At 43.8% G+C, this 19,444-nt stretch carries 9 protein-coding genes and 4 tRNA genes; 5 read left to right on the forward strand and 8 right to left on the reverse strand.

Going from position 1 to position 19,444, the window contains the following annotated elements:
* The first annotated feature begins 169 nt into the window (after positions 1-169).
* The gene (rep, locus tag L5L98_RS12360; protein WP_131523358.1) at positions 170-2,182 is read left to right on the forward strand and encodes a DNA helicase Rep; all 2,013 of its coding nucleotides are present in this window, start codon (positions 170-172) and stop codon (positions 2,180-2,182) included.
* Positions 2,183-2,229: 47 nt separating this feature from the next.
* On the opposite strand, the gene L5L98_RS12365 is transcribed toward rep, so the two are convergent.
* Positions 2,230-4,878 (reverse strand): diguanylate cyclase domain-containing protein, encoded by a 2,649-nt coding sequence (locus tag L5L98_RS12365; protein ID WP_263141196.1) that lies wholly within the window; start codon positions 4,876-4,878, stop codon positions 2,230-2,232.
* A 206-nt stretch (positions 4,879-5,084) separates the two neighbouring features.
* Between L5L98_RS12365 and L5L98_RS12370 the strand changes: the two genes are divergently transcribed.
* The 4 genes from L5L98_RS12370 to L5L98_RS12385 all read left to right on the forward strand — a co-directional run bounded on the left by L5L98_RS12370 (position 5,085) and on the right by L5L98_RS12385 (position 5,633).
* Positions 5,085-5,161 (forward strand) — tRNA-Arg (locus L5L98_RS12370).
* Positions 5,162-5,214: 53 nt separating this feature from the next.
* A tRNA-His gene (locus tag L5L98_RS12375) sits at positions 5,215-5,290 on the forward strand.
* Positions 5,291-5,323: 33 nt separating this feature from the next.
* Positions 5,324-5,400 (forward strand) — tRNA-Pro (locus L5L98_RS12380).
* 156 nt (positions 5,401-5,556) lie between these two features.
* A tRNA-Pro gene (locus L5L98_RS12385) sits at positions 5,557-5,633 on the forward strand.
* A 265-nt stretch (positions 5,634-5,898) separates the two neighbouring features.
* Here the strand turns inward: L5L98_RS12385 and L5L98_RS12390 are convergent.
* The 7 genes from L5L98_RS12390 to L5L98_RS12420 all read right to left on the reverse strand — a co-directional run.
* Positions 5,899-7,818 carry an EAL domain-containing protein gene (locus L5L98_RS12390; protein WP_173496181.1) on the reverse strand — a complete coding sequence of 640 codons (1,920 nt, stop codon included), beginning with the start codon at positions 7,816-7,818 and terminating at the stop codon, positions 5,899-5,901.
* 8 nt (positions 7,819-7,826) lie between these two features.
* On the reverse strand, positions 7,827-8,534 hold the full coding sequence (locus L5L98_RS12395) for a transglutaminase-like cysteine peptidase (RefSeq protein ID WP_105250450.1): 708 nt from the start codon (positions 8,532-8,534) through the stop codon (positions 7,827-7,829).
* 19 nt (positions 8,535-8,553) lie between these two features.
* The gene (locus L5L98_RS12400; RefSeq protein ID WP_105250449.1) at positions 8,554-9,162 is read right to left on the reverse strand and encodes an OmpA family protein; all 609 of its coding nucleotides are present in this window, start codon (positions 9,160-9,162) and stop codon (positions 8,554-8,556) included.
* Positions 9,159-10,580, reverse strand: a complete 1,422-nt coding sequence (locus L5L98_RS12405) for a TolC family outer membrane protein (protein WP_105250448.1) — start codon at positions 10,578-10,580, stop codon at positions 9,159-9,161. Before L5L98_RS12405 ends, L5L98_RS12400 begins: the two co-directional genes overlap by 4 nt.
* A gap of 30 nt (positions 10,581-10,610) precedes the next feature.
* On the reverse strand, positions 10,611-11,993 hold the full coding sequence (locus tag L5L98_RS12410) for an HlyD family type I secretion periplasmic adaptor subunit (protein WP_263141206.1): 1,383 nt from the start codon (positions 11,991-11,993) through the stop codon (positions 10,611-10,613).
* Complete coding sequence (locus L5L98_RS12415; protein WP_105250446.1) at positions 11,990-14,167, reverse strand: type I secretion system permease/ATPase; 2,178 nt, start codon at positions 14,165-14,167, stop codon at positions 11,990-11,992. The genes L5L98_RS12410 and L5L98_RS12415 overlap by 4 nt, the downstream gene beginning before the upstream one ends.
* A gap of 90 nt (positions 14,168-14,257) precedes the next feature.
* Positions 14,258-19,444 (reverse strand): VCBS domain-containing protein (locus L5L98_RS12420; protein WP_263141210.1); only part of this gene is annotated, 5,187 nt, incomplete at its 5' end.

A 19,444-nucleotide genomic window follows, 5' to 3' on the forward strand; every position in this document is an offset into this window, starting at 1 on the left:
TTCAAAAGTAAAGCAGACGCGTGAACACTTTAGTTGGCTGTTGTTGGGGTTTATATCACGGAGAGGCTTATCCACAGAGTTGAGTTCGCGGGGATTTGTTAGCCTTAAAACTGTCGATTCTGCTATGATCCCATCCCTTTCTGTCGACTTGTTTGGATATTGCGCAAAGATGAAACTCAATCCCGCCCAAAACGATGCTGTTCATTATGTTTCAGGCCCTTGCCTAGTCTTGGCGGGTGCGGGTAGTGGTAAAACGCGCGTCATTATCAATAAAATTGCTTATTTGGTCGAAAAATGTGGCTATAAGGCGCGTAATATCGCGGCGGTGACCTTTACCAATAAGGCTGCCCGCGAGATGAAAGAGCGGGTCGCTCAGTCGATGGGCCGCAAGGAAGCCAGAGGTCTGTGGATTTCAACCTTCCACACTTTAGGGCTTGAGATCATTAAACGCGAGCATAAGGTCTTAGGCTTAAAGCCAGGCTTTTCGCTGTTTGATGATCAAGATACCTTGGCACTGCTCAAAGAGTTAACCCAAGACGAGTTGGATGAAGATAAAGATTTACTCAAAGCGCTCGCCAGTACGATTTCAAACTGGAAGGGTGGCTTAGTTATTCCCGAGCATGCACGCAAAATCGCTAAAGATGAGCAACAGCACTTATTTGCTATGTTGTATCAGCGTTATGCTCAACATATGAAAGCCTATAACGCTTTAGATTTTGACGATTTGATTCTGATGCCAACCTTATTGTTACGCCACCATGAAGAAGTGCGTACGCGCTGGCAAACCAAGATCCAATATTTGCTGGTGGACGAATATCAAGATACTAATACCAGCCAATATGAAATGGTAAAGCTGTTAGTGGGTGAGCGGGCGCGCTTTACTGTGGTGGGGGACGACGATCAGTCTATCTATTCATGGCGCGGTGCTAAGCCACAAAACCTCGTGTTATTGGGTAAAGATTTTCCGCAGCTTAAGCTGATTAAACTGGAGCAGAACTACCGTTCTAGTCAGCGGATCCTACGGGCTGCGAACATTCTTATCGCTAATAATCCCCATGTTTACGATAAAGCTCTGTTTAGCGAGCTTGCCTATGGTGAACCGTTGCGGGTGCTGTTTGCCGCCAATGAGGAGCAAGAGGCTGAACGTGTCGTGGCCGAGATTGTTCGACATAAGTTTGTCGGCCGTACTCAGTTTGGCGATTATGCGATTTTGTATCGGGGTAACCATCAATCACGGTTACTCGAACGCGCACTGATGACGAACCGTATTCCTTATAAATTGAGTGGCGGTACATCATTTTTCGCCCGTGCTGAAATTAAAGACATCATGGGGTATTTGAAGTTAGTGGTGAATCCCGACGACGATAACGCTTTCCTGCGTATCGTTAATTTACCTAAACGTGGCATAGGGCCATCGACCTTAGAGCGTCTAGGTAATTTTGCCAACGAGAAGCATATTTCTATGTTTGCGGCGATTTTTGAGCCTGAACTGAATCATCATTTACCGCCTGCGGCTATGTCATCTTTATATCAATTTGGTCGTTTTATCGTGGAGACTGGGGATCATGCTGAACGTGGTGAACCCGTCGAGGCGGTGAAGCATTTGATCCGTAAGATCAATTATGAAGATTACTTATACGAAACCAGCACCAGTGCCAAAGCCGCTGAAATGCGGATGAAGAATATCTCAGAGCTTTACCGTTGGGTGACTGAGATGCTCGCGGGTGATGAGTTAGATGAGCCTATGACCTTGCCAGAGGTGGTGACTCGATTGACGCTCAGGGACATGATGGAGCGCAATAGTGAGGATGAAGGCGGCGATCAGGTGCAGTTGATGACCTTGCATGCTTCTAAGGGCTTAGAGTTTCCCTTCGTGTTTATGGTTGGAGTAGAAGAGCGTATCTTGCCCCATCAAACCAGCATAGATGAAGACAACGTCGATGAGGAGCGTCGGTTGGCGTATGTGGGTATCACTCGAGCTCAACGAGAGCTTTGGTTCACCCTCTGCCGCGAAAGGCGCCAATTTGGTGAAACCATGCGTTGTGAACCAAGCCGTTTCTTACTTGAGTTACCTCAAGATGATGTGGTGTGGGAAAATCGTAAGCCACAACAAACGGAACAGGAGCGGATGCAAACGGGGCGGGCAAATATTTCTAGCTTAAGAGACATGTTTAAAAAATAGCGAGCGGTTTCGCTTACTATTCTTTTAAATCAGCTACTTATTTTTTACTAGGCATATTCGAGCTGAGCACAGATCTGTGGTTGGGTTTCACATAAGGTAAAAGTGTCGGCTAAAGCTGCCCCCTGACCCAGTTGATAACCCAGTTCATTGAAGATACGTTTTTGTTCAGGGTTATCAATGCCATCGACAAAGGTTTGAAGCTCTAAGGTTGATGCCGTTTTTTGATAGGCAGACATTAACTTAAGCTGTTGCTCGCCTTGTATTTGTTTGGTGAGGTTGGCATCGAGTTTTAAGCCTTTTATCGGCAGAAACAATAAGCTATTTAATGCACTATAGCCGCTACCGTATTGGCTGATGCCGAGTTTTACCCCGAGTTTCTGCAACAATTCAAAGCCATTGATATGATTTTCAGTTTCCTGCACTAGGGCTTTTTCATTGAAGAATAACCACAAATGGCTCAGGTTTAACTGGGTTTGCTTGAGAGTGTTTTTCAAACTGCGCAGTACATGTTTATGCTTGAGATGTTGGCTCGAAAGCATGACATGTAACTCAACAGATTCATCATGTTGTTTGAGGAGTTGGGGATAGCTGCTATCTATGATGCTGATCGTATATTTATCGAGCTCAACGGTAAGGTGTGACTGTTCAGCAAGCGTGCTAAGTTGTTCCTGCTGTAAGAGCCCACGCTGCGGATGTTGCCAGAACAGGCGGCTTTCTAATGCATGCACTTGACCTGTTTTAAAATTGACTACTGGTAAGTAACTAAGCTGGATTTCAGCATGGTGTAATGCATGTCTAAATTCAGTTTCTAACTCGACATCCTGCATGGCCTGATGTTGGGCGTTATCATCAAAAATAACATAGCAGCCTTTACCATTGGCTTTCGCCTGATACATGGCTGTATCTGCATTACGTAACATAGATTCACTGGTATCAATTCTGTGCTTGCCACTGATGGTGATACCGATACTGGCTCCAGAACTAAATTCCATTGTGCCAAGTCGATAGGGCTGGGATATTTTTTGGATCACTCTTTCTGATATATCTTTCGCGTCGTTGATGTTGTTAATGCTATCGAGCAGTATCACAAACTCATCGCCACCGAGTCGCGCTAAGGTGTCATTATCACGAATGCAGGACTTGAGGCGGCTTGCCGTCTCAATTAAGAATTTATCGCCCTCTAGGTGTCCCATAGTGTCGTTAATCTGTTTGAAGCGGTCGAGGTCGATAAACAGTAGGGCAAACTGTTCTAAGCTATGGCGACGAACATGCTTGATCGCTTGAGATAAACGCTCCATAAACATAGCGCGATTAGGCAGGCCTGTAAGTGCATCATGTTTGGCATCGTGAACTAGCTTGGCTTCCATACTACGGCGTTGTTGAATTTCTTTCTCAAGACTTTTATTCAGTTCGGCTAACGCTTTGGTACGATCAATAACCTTTTCTTCTAGCTCTTCATAACTGCGTTGTAAGGACTCTGCGGACAGCTTTTTCTCGATAGCCGAGCCTATATGTTGTGATACAAATGTCAGTAATTCTAAGTCTTTAACTTGGTAATTCTGTGTCATGCTAAAACTGTAAATCGTTAACGCACCACGAACTTGATCATGGATAAAAAGCGGGATTCCGATCCACTGATGCATGGTTTGAGTATGATTTAATGCTGGCGCTTGGGAATACAGCTCACCAGAGGCAATTAATGCATTGATACTGCTTTGATCTAGCAATAGTGGGCGCTTATGTTTGAGCACATATTCGGTTAAGCCGTCTTGTAGCGGCCGAGTGCCAGGATGCTTATTGGCTAATTGCGATACATAAAAAGGAAACGTGAGGTGGGTTTCTGTGTCATCCAAAAGCGCGATATAGCAATTGTTGGCGGGAATGAGGTGTCGAATAACATTATGCAATTGGGCATAAAAGTCTGGGTTGTCTGCACTGGAACTTGCTAGCTCGGCGATTTCGAACAGTGATTTTTGTAAGCGTTCAGCTCTACGCCGTTCATAGACTTCTAGTTTTAACTTATCGTAGGCTTGGCTGAGTTCTTTTGTCCTTTGCTGGATAGCTTGTTCTAATTGTTCTTGATGTTTTAGCCGTTCCATTACCCCAGCAATATGGTGACAAATGAACGTCATTAACTCGAGTTCGATTTCACCATAACTGATGTTTGTGTCATAGGTTTGCACCACTAACACACCCGTTACTATGTCATCTTGTTTGATGGGCACGCCCAGCCACAGATGACAGGGAGAACCTAAATTAACAATTTCTCCAGCGGCAATCAGTTCATTGACTGTGTCATTGTTACACAACAAAGCTTTCCCAGTTCTGAGTACGTAGCCTGTTAATCCTTGCTGTAATAATGTAGATAGTGATTGTTCAGGATAAAGCTCTGCTGGATGGGCATCTTTCTCATCAGCGAAAAAGGGGATGGCGAGTTCACCTGTGTGAGTATCCAGGGTTGAAATAAAAAAATTATCAGCGGGAATCAGCTGTTTTAGATGGCTATGTACGCCGACATAGAATTCTTCGAGTGAAGAAGCATGAGTCGCAATATTGGATATTTCGAGTAATGCGTTTTGAATGATCTCAGCATGCTTATATTTATGCGCTAATTGTTTTAAGCGAATAATTTTTTTGCGTAAGCGTTCAGTTTCACTCACACGCGGCTGGCCAGTTTCATCTTCATCCTTAAACATGATACTCACTAGTTAAATATATGTTTGCTTTTACCAAAGTCTATAATTAGCATGAAATACTGTAACATCCAAGTCATATTTTGGCTGCATTCCGCTTTAAAAGTCAGCTAATGTGATAAAACTTGAGCAGTCAGTAAAAAAAGTGCAAAACAGCTATAGACTCAAAGGGGATTTGACCCTAGTATATGCGGCGCTAACCAAGGCGAGCGCCCATAGCTCAGCTGGATAGAGCGCACCCCTCCGGAGGGTGAGGCCGAAGGTTCGAATCCTTTTGGGCGCACCACTTCCGAACAGAGTTGTGAGCTTTAAGGTTAGCAAAGTAAGTGAAAATCAGTGGTGATTGTAGCTCAGTTGGTAGAGTCCCGGATTGTGATTCCGGTTGTCGTGGGTTCGAGCCCCATCAGTCACCCCATTCATTTACTTTGATATAAAAGATTTTTATTCTCGGTGATTAGCGCAGTCCGGTAGCGCATCTGGTTTGGGACCAGAGGGTCAGAGGTTCGAATCCTCTATCACCGACCAAATTCTTCGCGTGACTAGCGAGCTTAATGTAAGTTAAGTAAATAGTTAATGTTTTACGGTAATTAGCGCAGTCTGATAACGCATCCTGATGTTTTGGATGAAAGTGGACGAGAGGGTGAACCCTCTAAGCGTATGTAAACAATAGTACAAAATTTACGGTGATTAGCGCAGTCCGGTAGCGCATCTGGTTTGGGACCAGAGGGTCAGAGGTTCGAATCCTCTATCACCGACCAAATAAGTAGAAAAGCCTCAGCATTCATTAATGAATACACTGAGGCTTTTTTGCATTGGCGAAATAGAACTTACTCACTGACATTATCATGTTTGTTGTCGCTTGATAGCGTATCCTCAATGAGTATAGAAGTTGGCAACAGTTCTTATTTACACCTGGCAGACTTGCAGAGCAGAACTGTATCGGCATAGTCACTCAACCGTAGAAAAACAAAAAGCTCCTTACGGAGCTTTTTGTTTGCAAACATCACTTCTTAATAATACGGCTTAGTCAAGATTCACTGGCGGGGCGATAAAGCCTTGATAGGCATCTGTTCTAAGCTCGTTAAAACGTTCTAGCTGAGCTTTTTCTTGAATACCCGTCACTATGACTTGAATGTCCAATCCTTTTGCTACGTTGATTAGGGCGCGGCACAATTCGCTATTGTGGTGTGTCTCATCATAGTAGGCAAAGGATTGATCCAGCTTCACATAGCTAGGTCTTAATTCCTGTAGATAAGACATAGAGCCAAACTGACGACCAAAGTGGTCAATACCAAACTTAGCACCGTTATCGCGAATGATGTTACATAAGTGCTGACATGACTTAAGATCACTATAAACACCAGCCTCAGGGATTTCGAAGCAGATACGCTCAATAAATGCGGCATTTCGCAAAAATTGATTTAGCCATTCATGGAACTGAGGATCGTTAATACTTTGGTGGGTTAAGTTAATTGCGAGCGGTTCATAGCTCCGCTCGAGCAGTTTTTGCTCGTAGACAGTTTCAATTAAGCATTTATCGAGTAAGGCACCAAGTGATAATAACTCGATATAAGGCATAAATTGCCCTGCATGGGCGAGTTGATCGCCAAGCTCTAATTGGCAATACAATTCCCGTTGCGCTATGCCATCACCATCGCAAAATTGTATGGGTTGCCATCTAAACTTAAACTTCTTATTGCTGATGGCATGGCTGAGGTTATCGCGCCATTGCTCGCGGGTGAATAATTGCTGCTCTGTGGTTTCAAACCAGTGGAAGGTTTTATTTTCTTGTAATGCTTTTTGAAGGGCATTGTCGGCTTGGGCCAAAATATCCGACACATTCATTTGCCCAATACGTTCAGCAATACCGATAGCAAAGTCTTCGTTGGGCTTACAGCCTGCTTTTGACATTTCTTGATTGATGGTACGGATAAGTGTTTGTAAATATTTGCTGATCTGATCGTGTTCAACATCGGTCACTAAAAATGCAAATTCATAGGCGGCAATACGCCCTATGACCGAAGGCGTTATTTCGTTTAATTGCTGTTGAAACTTTTCTGCGAGGATCCGTATGGTTTCATCTCGAACTTGATAGCCATATTTACTGTGCACTTCTTCGAGCCAGTCGAGCTTGGCGAGGAATAAAGCGCCGCTGCTAGGTTCACTTAACCAACCATTTAAACGACTTACTACATATTGGCGGTTAGGCAGGCCTGACGCCGGATCGACAAGATTCTTCTTACGTAACGCGCCAACCTCTTCGTCAAGAGAATGGAACACTTGTTTCAATTGAGCTGACATGCTGTTAAATGCAGTCACTAAGTCTTTTAATTCGGTGGTTTTGGGTAGTGCCATGTCTGGACCAAATTGGCGTGCTGCGATACTTTTCGCGTGTTCAGACAGGGTGTGGAGAGGTTTCAATATCCATGTTAAGCCTACTCTTGCTGTAAAAATAGCAACGAGAAAAAGTAGTGAGAAGGCTATGATGGTATTGGACATGATTCGCCATAGTTCATGATAACCAAAACCAGGATGAGCAGTGATTTCAAGCTGTGCTAGCTGCAGCCAACCTGAGGTGATAGTGCTTTGTTTTTTGATGGTTTTAAACAGATCTAGATTGATAAACCATTGAGGGACATCTTCAATTTTTAAAGGATTATTCCACTCTTGTTGCTTACCATCAACCATCCAAGTCAATTTTACATTTTGATAGTAACCACCTTCAAAAATAACATTCACTAAGGTTTCTGCCGCTGCGGTATCGCCGGCTTCGAGTGCTGGGGTAAGCATTAGACCGAGTGAAGTGCTGGCATTGTTTAGATCGGACTCCATTTGCTTTGTTAAAAAGCTTTGAGTCTCAGTGAATTGCACATAGCCAAGGCTTGCAACTACAAGCAAGAATAGGCTAAAAAGCAGCGAATAAATCTGTCTAAACAGTGTCATTTTTGGTGCTACTCCAGTTTTAATTTTGGTTGCCTAAGACGGTCAACACCTAATCTATGGTTAAGATCGTTCCATTTTTCTAATCGTTTTGAGGACCCTGCCAGCACGCCTCGACCTTGCTCTTTATTGAGCCATAACTGTTTACCGTTAAAGCTATAAACAGGCAGTAGATCTTTTCTTTTTGTGGCGGGTTTTATTTCATGGTCAAGATTATCGAGCACTAAAGGAATTGATGATGGTGTTTCATAGTAAGCCAATACCATGTGGTATTGATTAACCGTAGTGGCTTTAACCATAGTGATCCGCATCTTGTCCTCTTGAACACCAAGTTGGAGTAGGGTGAAGTATTTTGCGATCGAAAAGTCTTCGCAATCACCGCCATTCACACCAATAAACTCCATCGGCGTTGCCCAATAATTCGAGTCTCCCCATAATTTACTGTCATCCACAAAACGGAATAAATTAAAAAAGTTATTCACCTTCAATAACTTTTCTTTTTCATCTAGCGTACTCGCTTCCGATAACACTTTGAACCAAGCCCTTGCTCGCATTCCAGCACGTTCGCCGTAATGTTTTTCTAGGGTTGAAGTTATCTTCACTTCATCAAGGTTTTGTGTGGGGGCCGCATATAGGCAACATATGCCTAGGGCTGACGCTATTAGGCTAAAGCGGCAGACTCGCAATAATGAATCTTTATAATCAAGTCTGCCGTTCATAACCTAATGTGTTAGTCCTTTATTTTGAGTTGTCATCGACCGAGTAAATTGTCCATTTCATGTCTGCTGCCGTATCATCACCAGTGACTTCTGCAACAACACGACGGTTACGAATTTCTGCTTCCGGCGTCTGTTCTAAAACAATTGGGCGGCTAGAACCATATCCAATAGCAGTTAATCGACTTCTATCAATACTAAAGCGTTCAGCCAGTACTGCGGTGACAGCATTTGCACGTTCTTGAGATAATACTGTATTTCGTTCATCGGTTCCTGTGCGACTCGTGTGACCTTCGATAGTCACTTTGGTCGTTGGATACTGACGTAGAAAAATAGCCACCTCTTCAATTTGAGGATAGTACTCAGGCGCAATATAAGCAGAGTCATTCGGGAATAAAATATTTATTTCCTTTCGCTCGTTAATCGCTTTTATTTTGCCACAGCCATAGTTATCAATACCTGCCCCTTGGGCGGTGTCGTTGCAGCGTTCACGTGCTTCAATGACACCATCGCTATCTTTATCAGATAGATCATAGGTTTGAGTTGTGACCATTTCGTCAATATTAACCGTATCGCGCATCGAACAACCAGCTAAAAGAGTGACACTTAGAAAAAATGTGAGAGTTTTCATTTGTTAGCTCCTCCTTCATAATTGCGCTCTCCGCGCCACGCATCAGGTCTTGTCACTTTAAGTGAGTCTAATAATCGCCCTGTAGAATTGAGCACGCGATACTTAGCAATAACTTCATCATATTCAGCTTGTAAGTAGTCTTTACGCGCCTCGAAGAGCTCATTTTCGGTATCTAATAAGTCGAGTAGACTGCGTTGGCCTAAGTTGAACTGTTGTGCATAGGCTGTTTGAGTATCCTTTGCGGCCACGACATGATCGCGAATATATTGTTTTTGCGGCGCTAGCATTTCAAATGCGTTCCAAGCTAGGTTTACCCCTTCAACAACTTCACGTTGGGCACGTTGGCGGATTTCTTTCGCTTCACCTAACTTGTAAGCAGTTTCTTTTTCACGGGCAAGATCTTTACCACCCGCAAATAAGTTGTATCTCACCCTCACCATGGCGACGAGATCGTTACTATGGCCACCCACATCACTGCGGAAAGCACCAGCACCTGATATTCCATCTTCGCCGCTAATATCGTTATTCCAGTTACCATTCAGTTCTAAAGAAACCTGAGGATAGTAATTGGATTGTACTGAAGAGCGTTCATTTTCTGCGGCACTAATATCGTTTGCTGCAGATTTGAGTATGGGGTGATTCTCTTGCGCAACAATAATGCCAGAGCTAAGATCCTTTGGCAGCATGTCTGCATCTGGCACTGGTAATATTAAGTCTGCCGGTGCCGCCGCTACAATTTTGACGTACTGTGCTTTTGCATCAAGTAAATTGTTGCGAGCAGAAATAACGTTAGCATTAGCACGCGCCAAACGTCCCGAGATTTGGGAGAGATCTGCGATTGAGCCTAAACCTGAGTCAGTACGTTGTTTAATCTGGTCATAAATTTCTTTATGGCTGTTAAGGTTTTTCTCGGCTAATTTTAACACTTCATCGGTGCGTAAATAGTTGAGATAGACTTTACTGACATCGAGTGCCATATCTTCAGCTGCAGCAAGCAGTGCCCATTGGTCTGCGCTAGCTTCAAAGCTATAACGATCAACTTCACTGCTGGTGTAGAAACCATCGAAAAGCATTTGTTTTATGCTAACACCAAACTCTCCGGGATTTAATTCAGCCACCCCTTTGCTATCGACTTCGCCGATATTGGGTCGTCTACGTGTCGATACGCTGTCGGTTTGTTCGTAACCGTAGCCACCATTGACATCAATAGTTGGCATATAGCCTGCTATCGCTTGATTAACTTGTTCTTCTCGCGCTTTAAAGCGGTTGAATGCCACTCGTAAATCTGGGTTTGTATCTAGCGTATGTGCAACGGCTTGTTCTAACGTCTGACTTTGAGCCGATAAAGGTAACAGGATTAATGACAGCACTATGGCTATCTTTGAACATTGAAATTGTCGTATTGCTGAAGTCTTCATGACCAACCTCCCGGTTTATAAAAAAAAGGCTTAGTGCTCTCTGAGCGCTGTGTCCTTAGCCCTTAAAATTGGATTTAAAATGTACTCAAGTATGGATCTTTGCCCCGTGATAACGTCAACTGAAGTTAACATTCCCGGAATAATTGGCATCTGTGTGCCATCGTTTTTGGTTAAACTAGATTCTGCAGTCCTAACTCTGATGAGATAGTAGCTATTGCCTTCTTCATCTTGAGAAGTGTCGGCACTAATATGTTCGACAGTTCCTTTAAGGCCGCCATAGCGGGTAAAATCATAGGCGGTAATTTTTACTACGGCGGGTAATCCTGGATGTAAGAAAGCGATATCTTTAGGCAAGATTTTAGTTTCTATCAGCAGTTGATCTTCCGACGGTACTATCTCGATAATATCGATCCCAGGTTGCACTACACCACCCAGTGTATTGATATGTGTGGTTTTAATGGTGCCATTAACAGGGGAGGTGATAATCGCTTTACTGACTTTATCCTGCGCGCCAACTTGTGCTTCATTCATGCGAGAGAGGCGGGTTTGAGTTTCATTGAGCTGTGCGCGCAGTTCTGCAGCGTAAACAAATACGGCTTCACGGCGTTTTAAGATAGCCTCATCTAATGCAGCTTTCACTTTAGGGCGGAGTAAACGCATTGAATTCAATTCACCTTGCAAGTCGTTTACCGTGCGTTCGAGTTTGAGTAACTCAACTTCAGGAACAATACCTTTTTTGGCTAAAGGTCGAGTGAGTTCAAGCTCGCGGGAGATTAGCTGCATGCTCGTCGTTAATGTCGTTGTTTTAGAGGCGAGATCATCAATTTCTTGCTGTCTTTGTTGAATTTGACGTACGAGGATCTCAAGTTGGTTACTTAAGTTATCTAAGCGTCCGTTGTATTCCTCTTGTTGTCTTTTCACTAAGGCGGGTTCCGCAGCAATGATAGCTTCAGGGAATATCAATGCTTCTTTAGTGATTAGCACTTGTTCACGCCAATCAGAGGTCATGTCTGATATTAGAATGCTGTCGAGTTCGGCGCGCATGCGGATAGCATTGGTTTTTAAGCCATAAACCTCTTGCTCTTGTTGAGCAAAGTCGGAGCGAAAGCGGGTATCATCAATACGTACTAAAGGCTGCCCTTTTGTGACTATCTCACCTTCTTGAACGTAGAGTTCTTGCATTATGCCGCCATCTAGACTTTGGATAACTTGAACTTGTGATGAAGGAATCACTTTTCCCGTTCCAGTCGTAACCTTATCTAATTGAGCAAACCCCGCCCACAGTAAAAAACACACTACCATAGCAGCAAGTGCCCATATGATTAATCTGTGTCCGCTGGGAGCGTCTGTCATCATGGCGCCATAGACATCATCAACCATGTCTAAGTCGTTTGTTGTTAAATGGTTACTCATCTTTTAGCCTCTCCGTTCACTAGGCCAAAATTGAGTTTTTCTAGCACTTCTGCTTTAGGTCCATCGGCAACCACATGGCCGCGTTCAAGTACAATAATGCGGTCGACGAGTTGCAATAAATGCATCTTGTGGGTAATAAGAATTAACGTTCTATCTTTGCTGACATTTTGCATTGAACGAATAAATTGTTGTTCAGCGCGAGCATCTAAACTCGCCGTAGGCTCATCCATCAGTAACACTGGGGGATCATTCAGTGTGGCGCGAGCAAGGGCGACAGTTTGTCTTTGCCCGCGACTGAGTGACATGCCGCCTTCGCCGACCTGTTGGTCTAGGCCTTCAGCCTCTAGGTTAGTGAATTGACTCACACCAGAAAGCTGTACCGCGCGGATGAGTTGATGTTCAGTGACTTGACGTGTACCAAATAAAATATTATCGCGAATAGAACCATGGAATAGGGTGACATCTTGGGGTAGGTAGCCAAAATTACGACGTAAATCACTCGGATGAATCTGTGCTGAGTCTAAACCGTCGTAGCGCAAGCTTCCTGCCGTGGGTTGAAATAGCCCAACCAGTAGCTTAGCTAGCGTACTTTTACCTGAACCATTTCGACCGATAATGGCAATGCGTTCGCCAGGATTAATCGTCAGCGACATCGGATGCAACACAGGCTTTTCAGAACCTGGATAACTAAAACCAACATGATCAGCATTGATCTTGCCTATGAGTCTTTGTTTGCTAACTAAATGTCCTTTATTTTCAAACTCATCTTCTTGAGTCATGATTTCATTCAGTTGACGTAGTGCACTGGCTGTGTGGTTTGCTCTAGTCATCAGGCCTGCAAGTTGTGCCATAGGTGAAATGGCGCGGCTCGATAGCATGACCGCAGCAATAATTCCGCCCATAGATATCGCATTATCAGCCACACGATAAACGCCCAAAATCACCACGCAGACAACGGTAAATTGCACCGTAAAGTTCGCTACGTTCGATACAGAGTTGGAGAGCTTTTTTGACCTTAATTGCCAGTTTGCACTGTGGCCTATCATCTGTTGCCAGCTTTTTTGCACAATTCCTTCAGCACCATTAGCTTTAATTGACTCTAGCGCTGATAAGCTCTCGATTAAATGCCCATGTTTTAAGCTTGAAAATTTATTGCCTTCTTCAATTGCCGCTTTGAGTTTAGGTTGAATATAAAGCGTGAAGCCAATAATGATGATGCCGCCAATGACTGGAACTATAGCGAGATCACCTGCGACAATAAAAATAATGATTAAGAAAAATATCGCGAAGGGGAGATCGACTAAAGTTGTGATCGTTGCCGAAGTTAAAATTTCACGAATATTATCGAATTCACCTAACTGTTTCGCCATGCCGCCGATACTAGGAGAACGTTTTTCTAGGGGAATACCAATTGCTTTAGCAAATAAGCGTGATGAGACAATAATATCTACTTTTTTTCCTGCAACATCAATGAGGTAACTTCTAAGTTGCCGCATGATAAGATCGAACATATAGGCAATCGCCGCACCAATCGCTAAAACCCAAAGGGATTCAAAGGCGAGGTTTGGGACGACTTTGTCATACACATTCATAATAAATAACGGTGAAACTAAGGCGAATAAATTCACCAATACAGAAGCGATTAATGCATCACGATAAATGGGTGCTGAATCTTTGAGGGTTTGGACTAACCAGTGGGTTTTATTATCGTGTAGATAAACATCAAAGCCCATGTCGCCACGGTATTCTTGTTTGACTAAGAATAAATATCCCACATATAAGGCTTCGAGCGACTCAATTGTCAGTGTTTCTTCACCGCCCGTCTCGGGTAATTGAATAATTGCTTTATCTGATGCAACATCAAGTTCTCGCAATATACAGGCTTTTTTGTCTTTTAATAATAAAATACAGGGGAGCAATATAGGTGATACTTCGTTTAAGCCTTTTCGAGATAGCTTAGCCGCTAGACCCGCTCTTGAAGCCGCCTGAGGCAATAAGTCGGGTGATAACACGGTACCTGACAAGGGTAAACCTGCCGCAAGCGAATCGCTCGAGCACGGATTGCCAAAATGCTCAGTGAGTAACACTAAACAATCCAGCAAAGGATCCACTAACACTCTTTGTGAGGCTGAAATGGTCCATTGATCAATTTTTTCAGAAGCTGCAGCTGACACCTAATTACTTATCCTTTGGATTTTTATATGGTTATGGCAAGTATCGGTCATGATGGCCTATATTTCTATAGGCCATCCAAACGATTTTGTCTAAGGGATATTATGCTGCTCATTGCTATTCAATGGTGCAAGACCTGAACTTGGTTCTGGTGTGACTGGCTGAGTATCAACAATTAACGGACCGCTGCCATTAGTACCTAGTAGGCCATTAATAATGCCAGTCTCTGTTGTAGTGTTATACGCACTATACAAATCAACACCGTCAAGAACGATATGCTGCTCAAACACACCGTCTTTATTGCCATCGATATCAATCACAGTTGAACCACTAACTAAGCTAAAGTTTAAATAACTGTGTAGTGTGTTGTTACTTTCACCTTGGAGTAAATCGCTTAAATCCAATTTATCTTCATGGATATTAAAGTCAGTGATATGGTCTGTTCCCGTTTCTGCATAGCGCCAGACGAAAGTATCAGCACCAGTCCCACCCGTTAGTTTATCGTTTCCTAGGCCACCAATAATAGTATCGTTACCAGCACCACCAAATATAAGATCATTACCATTACCGCCGTAAAGCTGATCATTCCCACCTTGCCCATAAAGTATGTCATTACCTTGTCCGCCGATAAGAACATCTGCCTTATCACTGGCACCAGATTGGTCAAAATCAGATGCATGCTCAGTAATATATCTATGTACTTGGGCATCGGTTACTGCAGCTACCCCTAGCTGATCAGCAACATAATCTTTGATGGCAACATAACCTTGGCCACTGATACCGTTAAAGTTGATGGCATCACCAAAGAGTATATCGTCGCCGTTACCACCGTTGATGGTATCAGATCCTGGCAGTTGGGTAATTGGAGTACCAATGATCGCATCAGCTAAATCCTCAGCGTTGACACCCGTTTGGATATGTCCGTCCGAATCGTAAGGAAGTAAGTCACTATTGTTTAAGCTTGAACCCATTCCGATTGCAGCTACTGTGACGCCAAGGGCTGATAAGAATGCGAAACCACTTTGAGATTGGCTATCAATGCTACCACTATTGCTTCCTAGACTTGAGTATTCATAGGTACCAGTACCATTAGGGCGCATATAACCAATCAGGCTAGATTTTCCCTGCGTATCTATTTTAAACACTTCACCAGCTGCATTAATAATTGTGTAGTTATTAGACTTATACACTTGTCCTGGTATATAACCATTTTGTAATAGAGTATTGAGATAAACATCTTTAGAGTTATTAATCCAATCATCTATCAATGGATTTGATCCCTCATTAGTATTGTATCTATTTGCTTGTCCATCAGTAATGAAGTAAGCCAGGTTCGTTGCTCCCGCATTTCCTGTTGCATCTGCACTACTAAACCAATTTGCCGTAGTTTTAAATACGTCTTCATAGTTAGTGTTACCACCTGAAACCATGCTTTGTAATATAGTTTGCAGTTGGGACAGAGCATTTGGCGAACTTAAGTCTACGCTAATACTCTTGTTGCCATGGGAGTCAAAGTCGACAAGGAATAATTTTACAACCCCAGCACCATTTGAACCTGCGCTGGCTTTAAGTGTTTCAAATACCTGCGCTAATTGATCAGTCATTGTACTCAACGTGGCGCTATTTATACTGCCAGAACTATCAACCATAAAGGCGATATTGTAGTTTTGACCTGGCAAAATAACGCTACCGTCTAAATCGCCGACCACAATGTTGTGCTCATTACCAAAGTTAAGATTTTGATCGCCAGGCTCTCCTTCATGACCACTGAAGTAGCTAAGAATGACGCTATCTGCATCTGTTGCAGTATTGGTTAGGTCTGTACCTGACTCTCTTGATACAGCTTCGACAACGAGGTTGACTTGACCTGCATATTCACCAGGAACCCTTAATGTTAATCCTGTCAGATTGACATCTAAGGATGCACTGTTCCATACGCTGCCATGATTTAGAAGAATATTACCGTCTGCATCTGCAGTCCCCATCAATGTACCGTTACTGCTGTAGAGTAAGGTGCCTTCGGGTAAACCACTGAGCTGAATGCTATCGATGCTTTCGCTACCGTCTCGATCCGCAAGTGACACATTAATTTCGATTGGATAGTCTACAGCTGTAGGCTGTTCTAATGTGAGTTCACCTGTGATTTGATTGATTGCGTATATGCCATCCTTGAATTGCACATACTCAACATCATGCAGGGCCTTAGTAACACCGATGCCATTTTCAGTTACAAAGAAGTTGAACCAACGATCATTGCTAGAGTAGCCTGTGCCTTTCTCAATTATGTAGTCGGCTCGGTTGCCAAGAAGTACGGCGATATCTGTTCCTGCACCACCGTAGAGTCCGTCATTACCTAGACCAGCAACAAGAACATCATTTCCTGTTCCGCCATAGAGAGAGTCACCTTGAACGGCATCACTGCCGACGAGTATGTCATCACCATCCATACCGTAGAGTAGATCACCGCCGCCATTTGCGCTGACAAGATGATCGTTCCCCCCAGTACCGAGCAACTGATCTTGTCCGGAAGTATTATCAATAGTACGCGTACCAGTATTAAATGGTGCGGTAGTAAAATCGCTCGTACGGAATTGTTCGGTAGTGATACCTGAAGTCTTAAAGTTACTGTAAAGCGGTATGCCATTATCAGTCAGAATAACGTTAACTACAGGCTTATCTGCTATAGGTAAGGCAGTGATATCAAGTGCTGCTGTGGAACCAGTATTTGTTGTGTAGGTTACACTTGGCATTTCGCCTGCCCAGTTATCATTTGGAATAAACTGGAATTCACCATTAGCTTGTATTAATAAGCTACCCACGGCCAAGGTAACGGTTTGCCCAGCGTTAAAACTGGTTTGCATACCGTTATACATGACTCTGAAGCTAGTGATGCTCAGATTGCCGAGTTGATCATTGGTAAGAACATTACCCGTTAGCTGCTGATCTTCGTCGATGGTATAACGATCGTCAGTCGCATCAATAACGGTAGCATTATCCGTGCCTTCAGCTGATTCATTATTCGCACTATCAGTTTGAGTGGCGGTGACTGAGATTGCCTGACCTGCAGTTGGAGTAGGCTCTGTCCAAGTAATAACACCATTTGTATAGGTGTAACCTGTTGCTAGAGCACCATTACTAAATTTCAGTACGCCATTGTCAAGAATGAGGTCTACTGTACTATTATTACCTGCATTATCGATTTCTAGATGTACACTGCCGCCAGTATTAAAGTCACTCGCATTAATTTTGACCTGTATTTGAACGCCATTATTACCTATCTCTGTACTCGTCAAATACGCGTCATCATTTACATCATCGATGATGCGTACTTCAGGTGCCGAAGGTGGCGTTGTATCAACATAAACTTGTGGAATAACAGAGAAAGTACCATCTGTATGATCGCCATCTCCATCAGTGGCTCTTACTTTGAAATCAATATCACCATCGCTAGGTTGTAACATCTCTTGATATTGATGAAAGTCCCATTGACCTGTACCTGGGGTAAACTCAAGTTTGAATACCAAGTGACCAGCTGCATCAACCCCAATTAGTGTATTTGCCGTTTGGGTTATAGTGATTGCACTGCCTGCTGCCGTGAACAAATTGGTTTCATCACTACCTTGTAAGGTGAGCGAACCTTTACCATCTGCACCCCATTCTGGGGTTACTGTTCCTGATGCAAAGGCGATTGCCGGTGGTGTTGCAGTGCCTAAAAACTCAATAGCTGTAACAGTGAAGTCACTATTATCACCGCTACTTGGACCTTTGCCATTATCAAGGGCTTTGATGACCATTTTGTCAAAGCCACCTTGTAAGGCTTGGAAGTTGGCCGCATAGTTGCCACTGCTGGCATCTGAACTAAATGTTTGAGTTGCGATAAGTTGGCCATCTCGCCAAAACTCGACGACACCGACTTCTAGTTCGCCGCCAAACATATGGGAAAACTGGATATTCACGCCGTAGGCAACAGTACCTGGATCGAGAGTAATGATGATTTCTTCAGATGCAGAACTTCCATCTGCAAATTTACGGAAATCGACTTCGTTCGCGAGATTATGATAAGGAGCCCCTACACTGCTAACTCCTATCCCGTTACCACTTCCATAGATTGCGGCATCAATTAAATTAGAGTTTGTTGAAGAGGTAAATCCTTTGGCTGTGATCGTAAAACCATCAAAATCAAGAAGATTGTTGTTGCCACTATAGCCAGTTAGAGAGAATAGACCGACTAAAGTATCAGGAATATCTATATTCGTTACTTCGACAGGGCTAATAGATGCGATTTCAGGTGCGTCATCTTCAACCGTAACACTAAAGCTACCTGTAGAGGTGCCACCATGATTATCATTAACAGTAATACCTATATCGAATGTAATAGTATCTTCAGATGTAGTGTCTGGATGATCAAGTGGTGCCTTTAAAGTCACATCATAGGTCCAATTGGAATCACCAGAAGTTGGAGCGGTTAGAACTACAGCCATAACTTCAACATAGGAAGAGCCGCCAATAACACCTGTGTAGCCTATTAGTGTTTGTGTATTCGCATCCCAGAGCCAATTTACAGCTTGTCCGCCTGACATTAATTCTGTTGGGCCAGAAAGTGAAACGCTTAAAGAGTCACCATCAACATCATTAATATTTATTGTGCCGCTAGCAGAAACATCATCTGTAGTATCAGAATTACCAATAACATCAATTATACCGTTAAGTAGCCCCTCTTCAGATACCGTAGCATTTGATACGGAATTTATTACTGGATAGTCGTTCGCGCCGACAATGGTGATGGTCACGGTGTGGCTGGCGGTGCCATCGGCACTGGTGACCGTGATGTCACGGGTCAGGGTTTCACCYGCCTTGAGTGACTGCACGTCGCTGTGGCTGTTGTTTAAGGTGTAGGTCCAGTTACCGTCGGCATCAATGCTGAAGAAACCGTAGTTGCCATCGGCGACATTGGTTTGCACTTGGAAKACCGCTTCGCCGTTGTCGACGTCGGTGACGGTTAAGGTGCCGGCCACCGTTTGTACTGTGCCTGGCAGGGTGTCGGTATCGCCGTCTTCGGTGACGGTGCCAGCATCGCTGTCGCCGTTACCGACCGTGATGTCAGCGGGATCGTTCGCGCCGACAATGGTGATGGTCACGGTGTGGCTGGCGGTGCCATCGGCACTGGTGACCGTGATGTCACGGGTCAGGGTTTCACCTGCCTTGAGTGACTGCACGTCGCTGTGGCTGTTGTTTAAGGTGTAGGTCCAGTTACCGTCGGCATCAATGCTGAAGAAACC

Source organism: Shewanella sp. SM23, from assembly GCF_025654295.1.
GTDB lineage: Bacteria > Pseudomonadota > Gammaproteobacteria > Enterobacterales > Shewanellaceae > Shewanella > Shewanella oncorhynchi.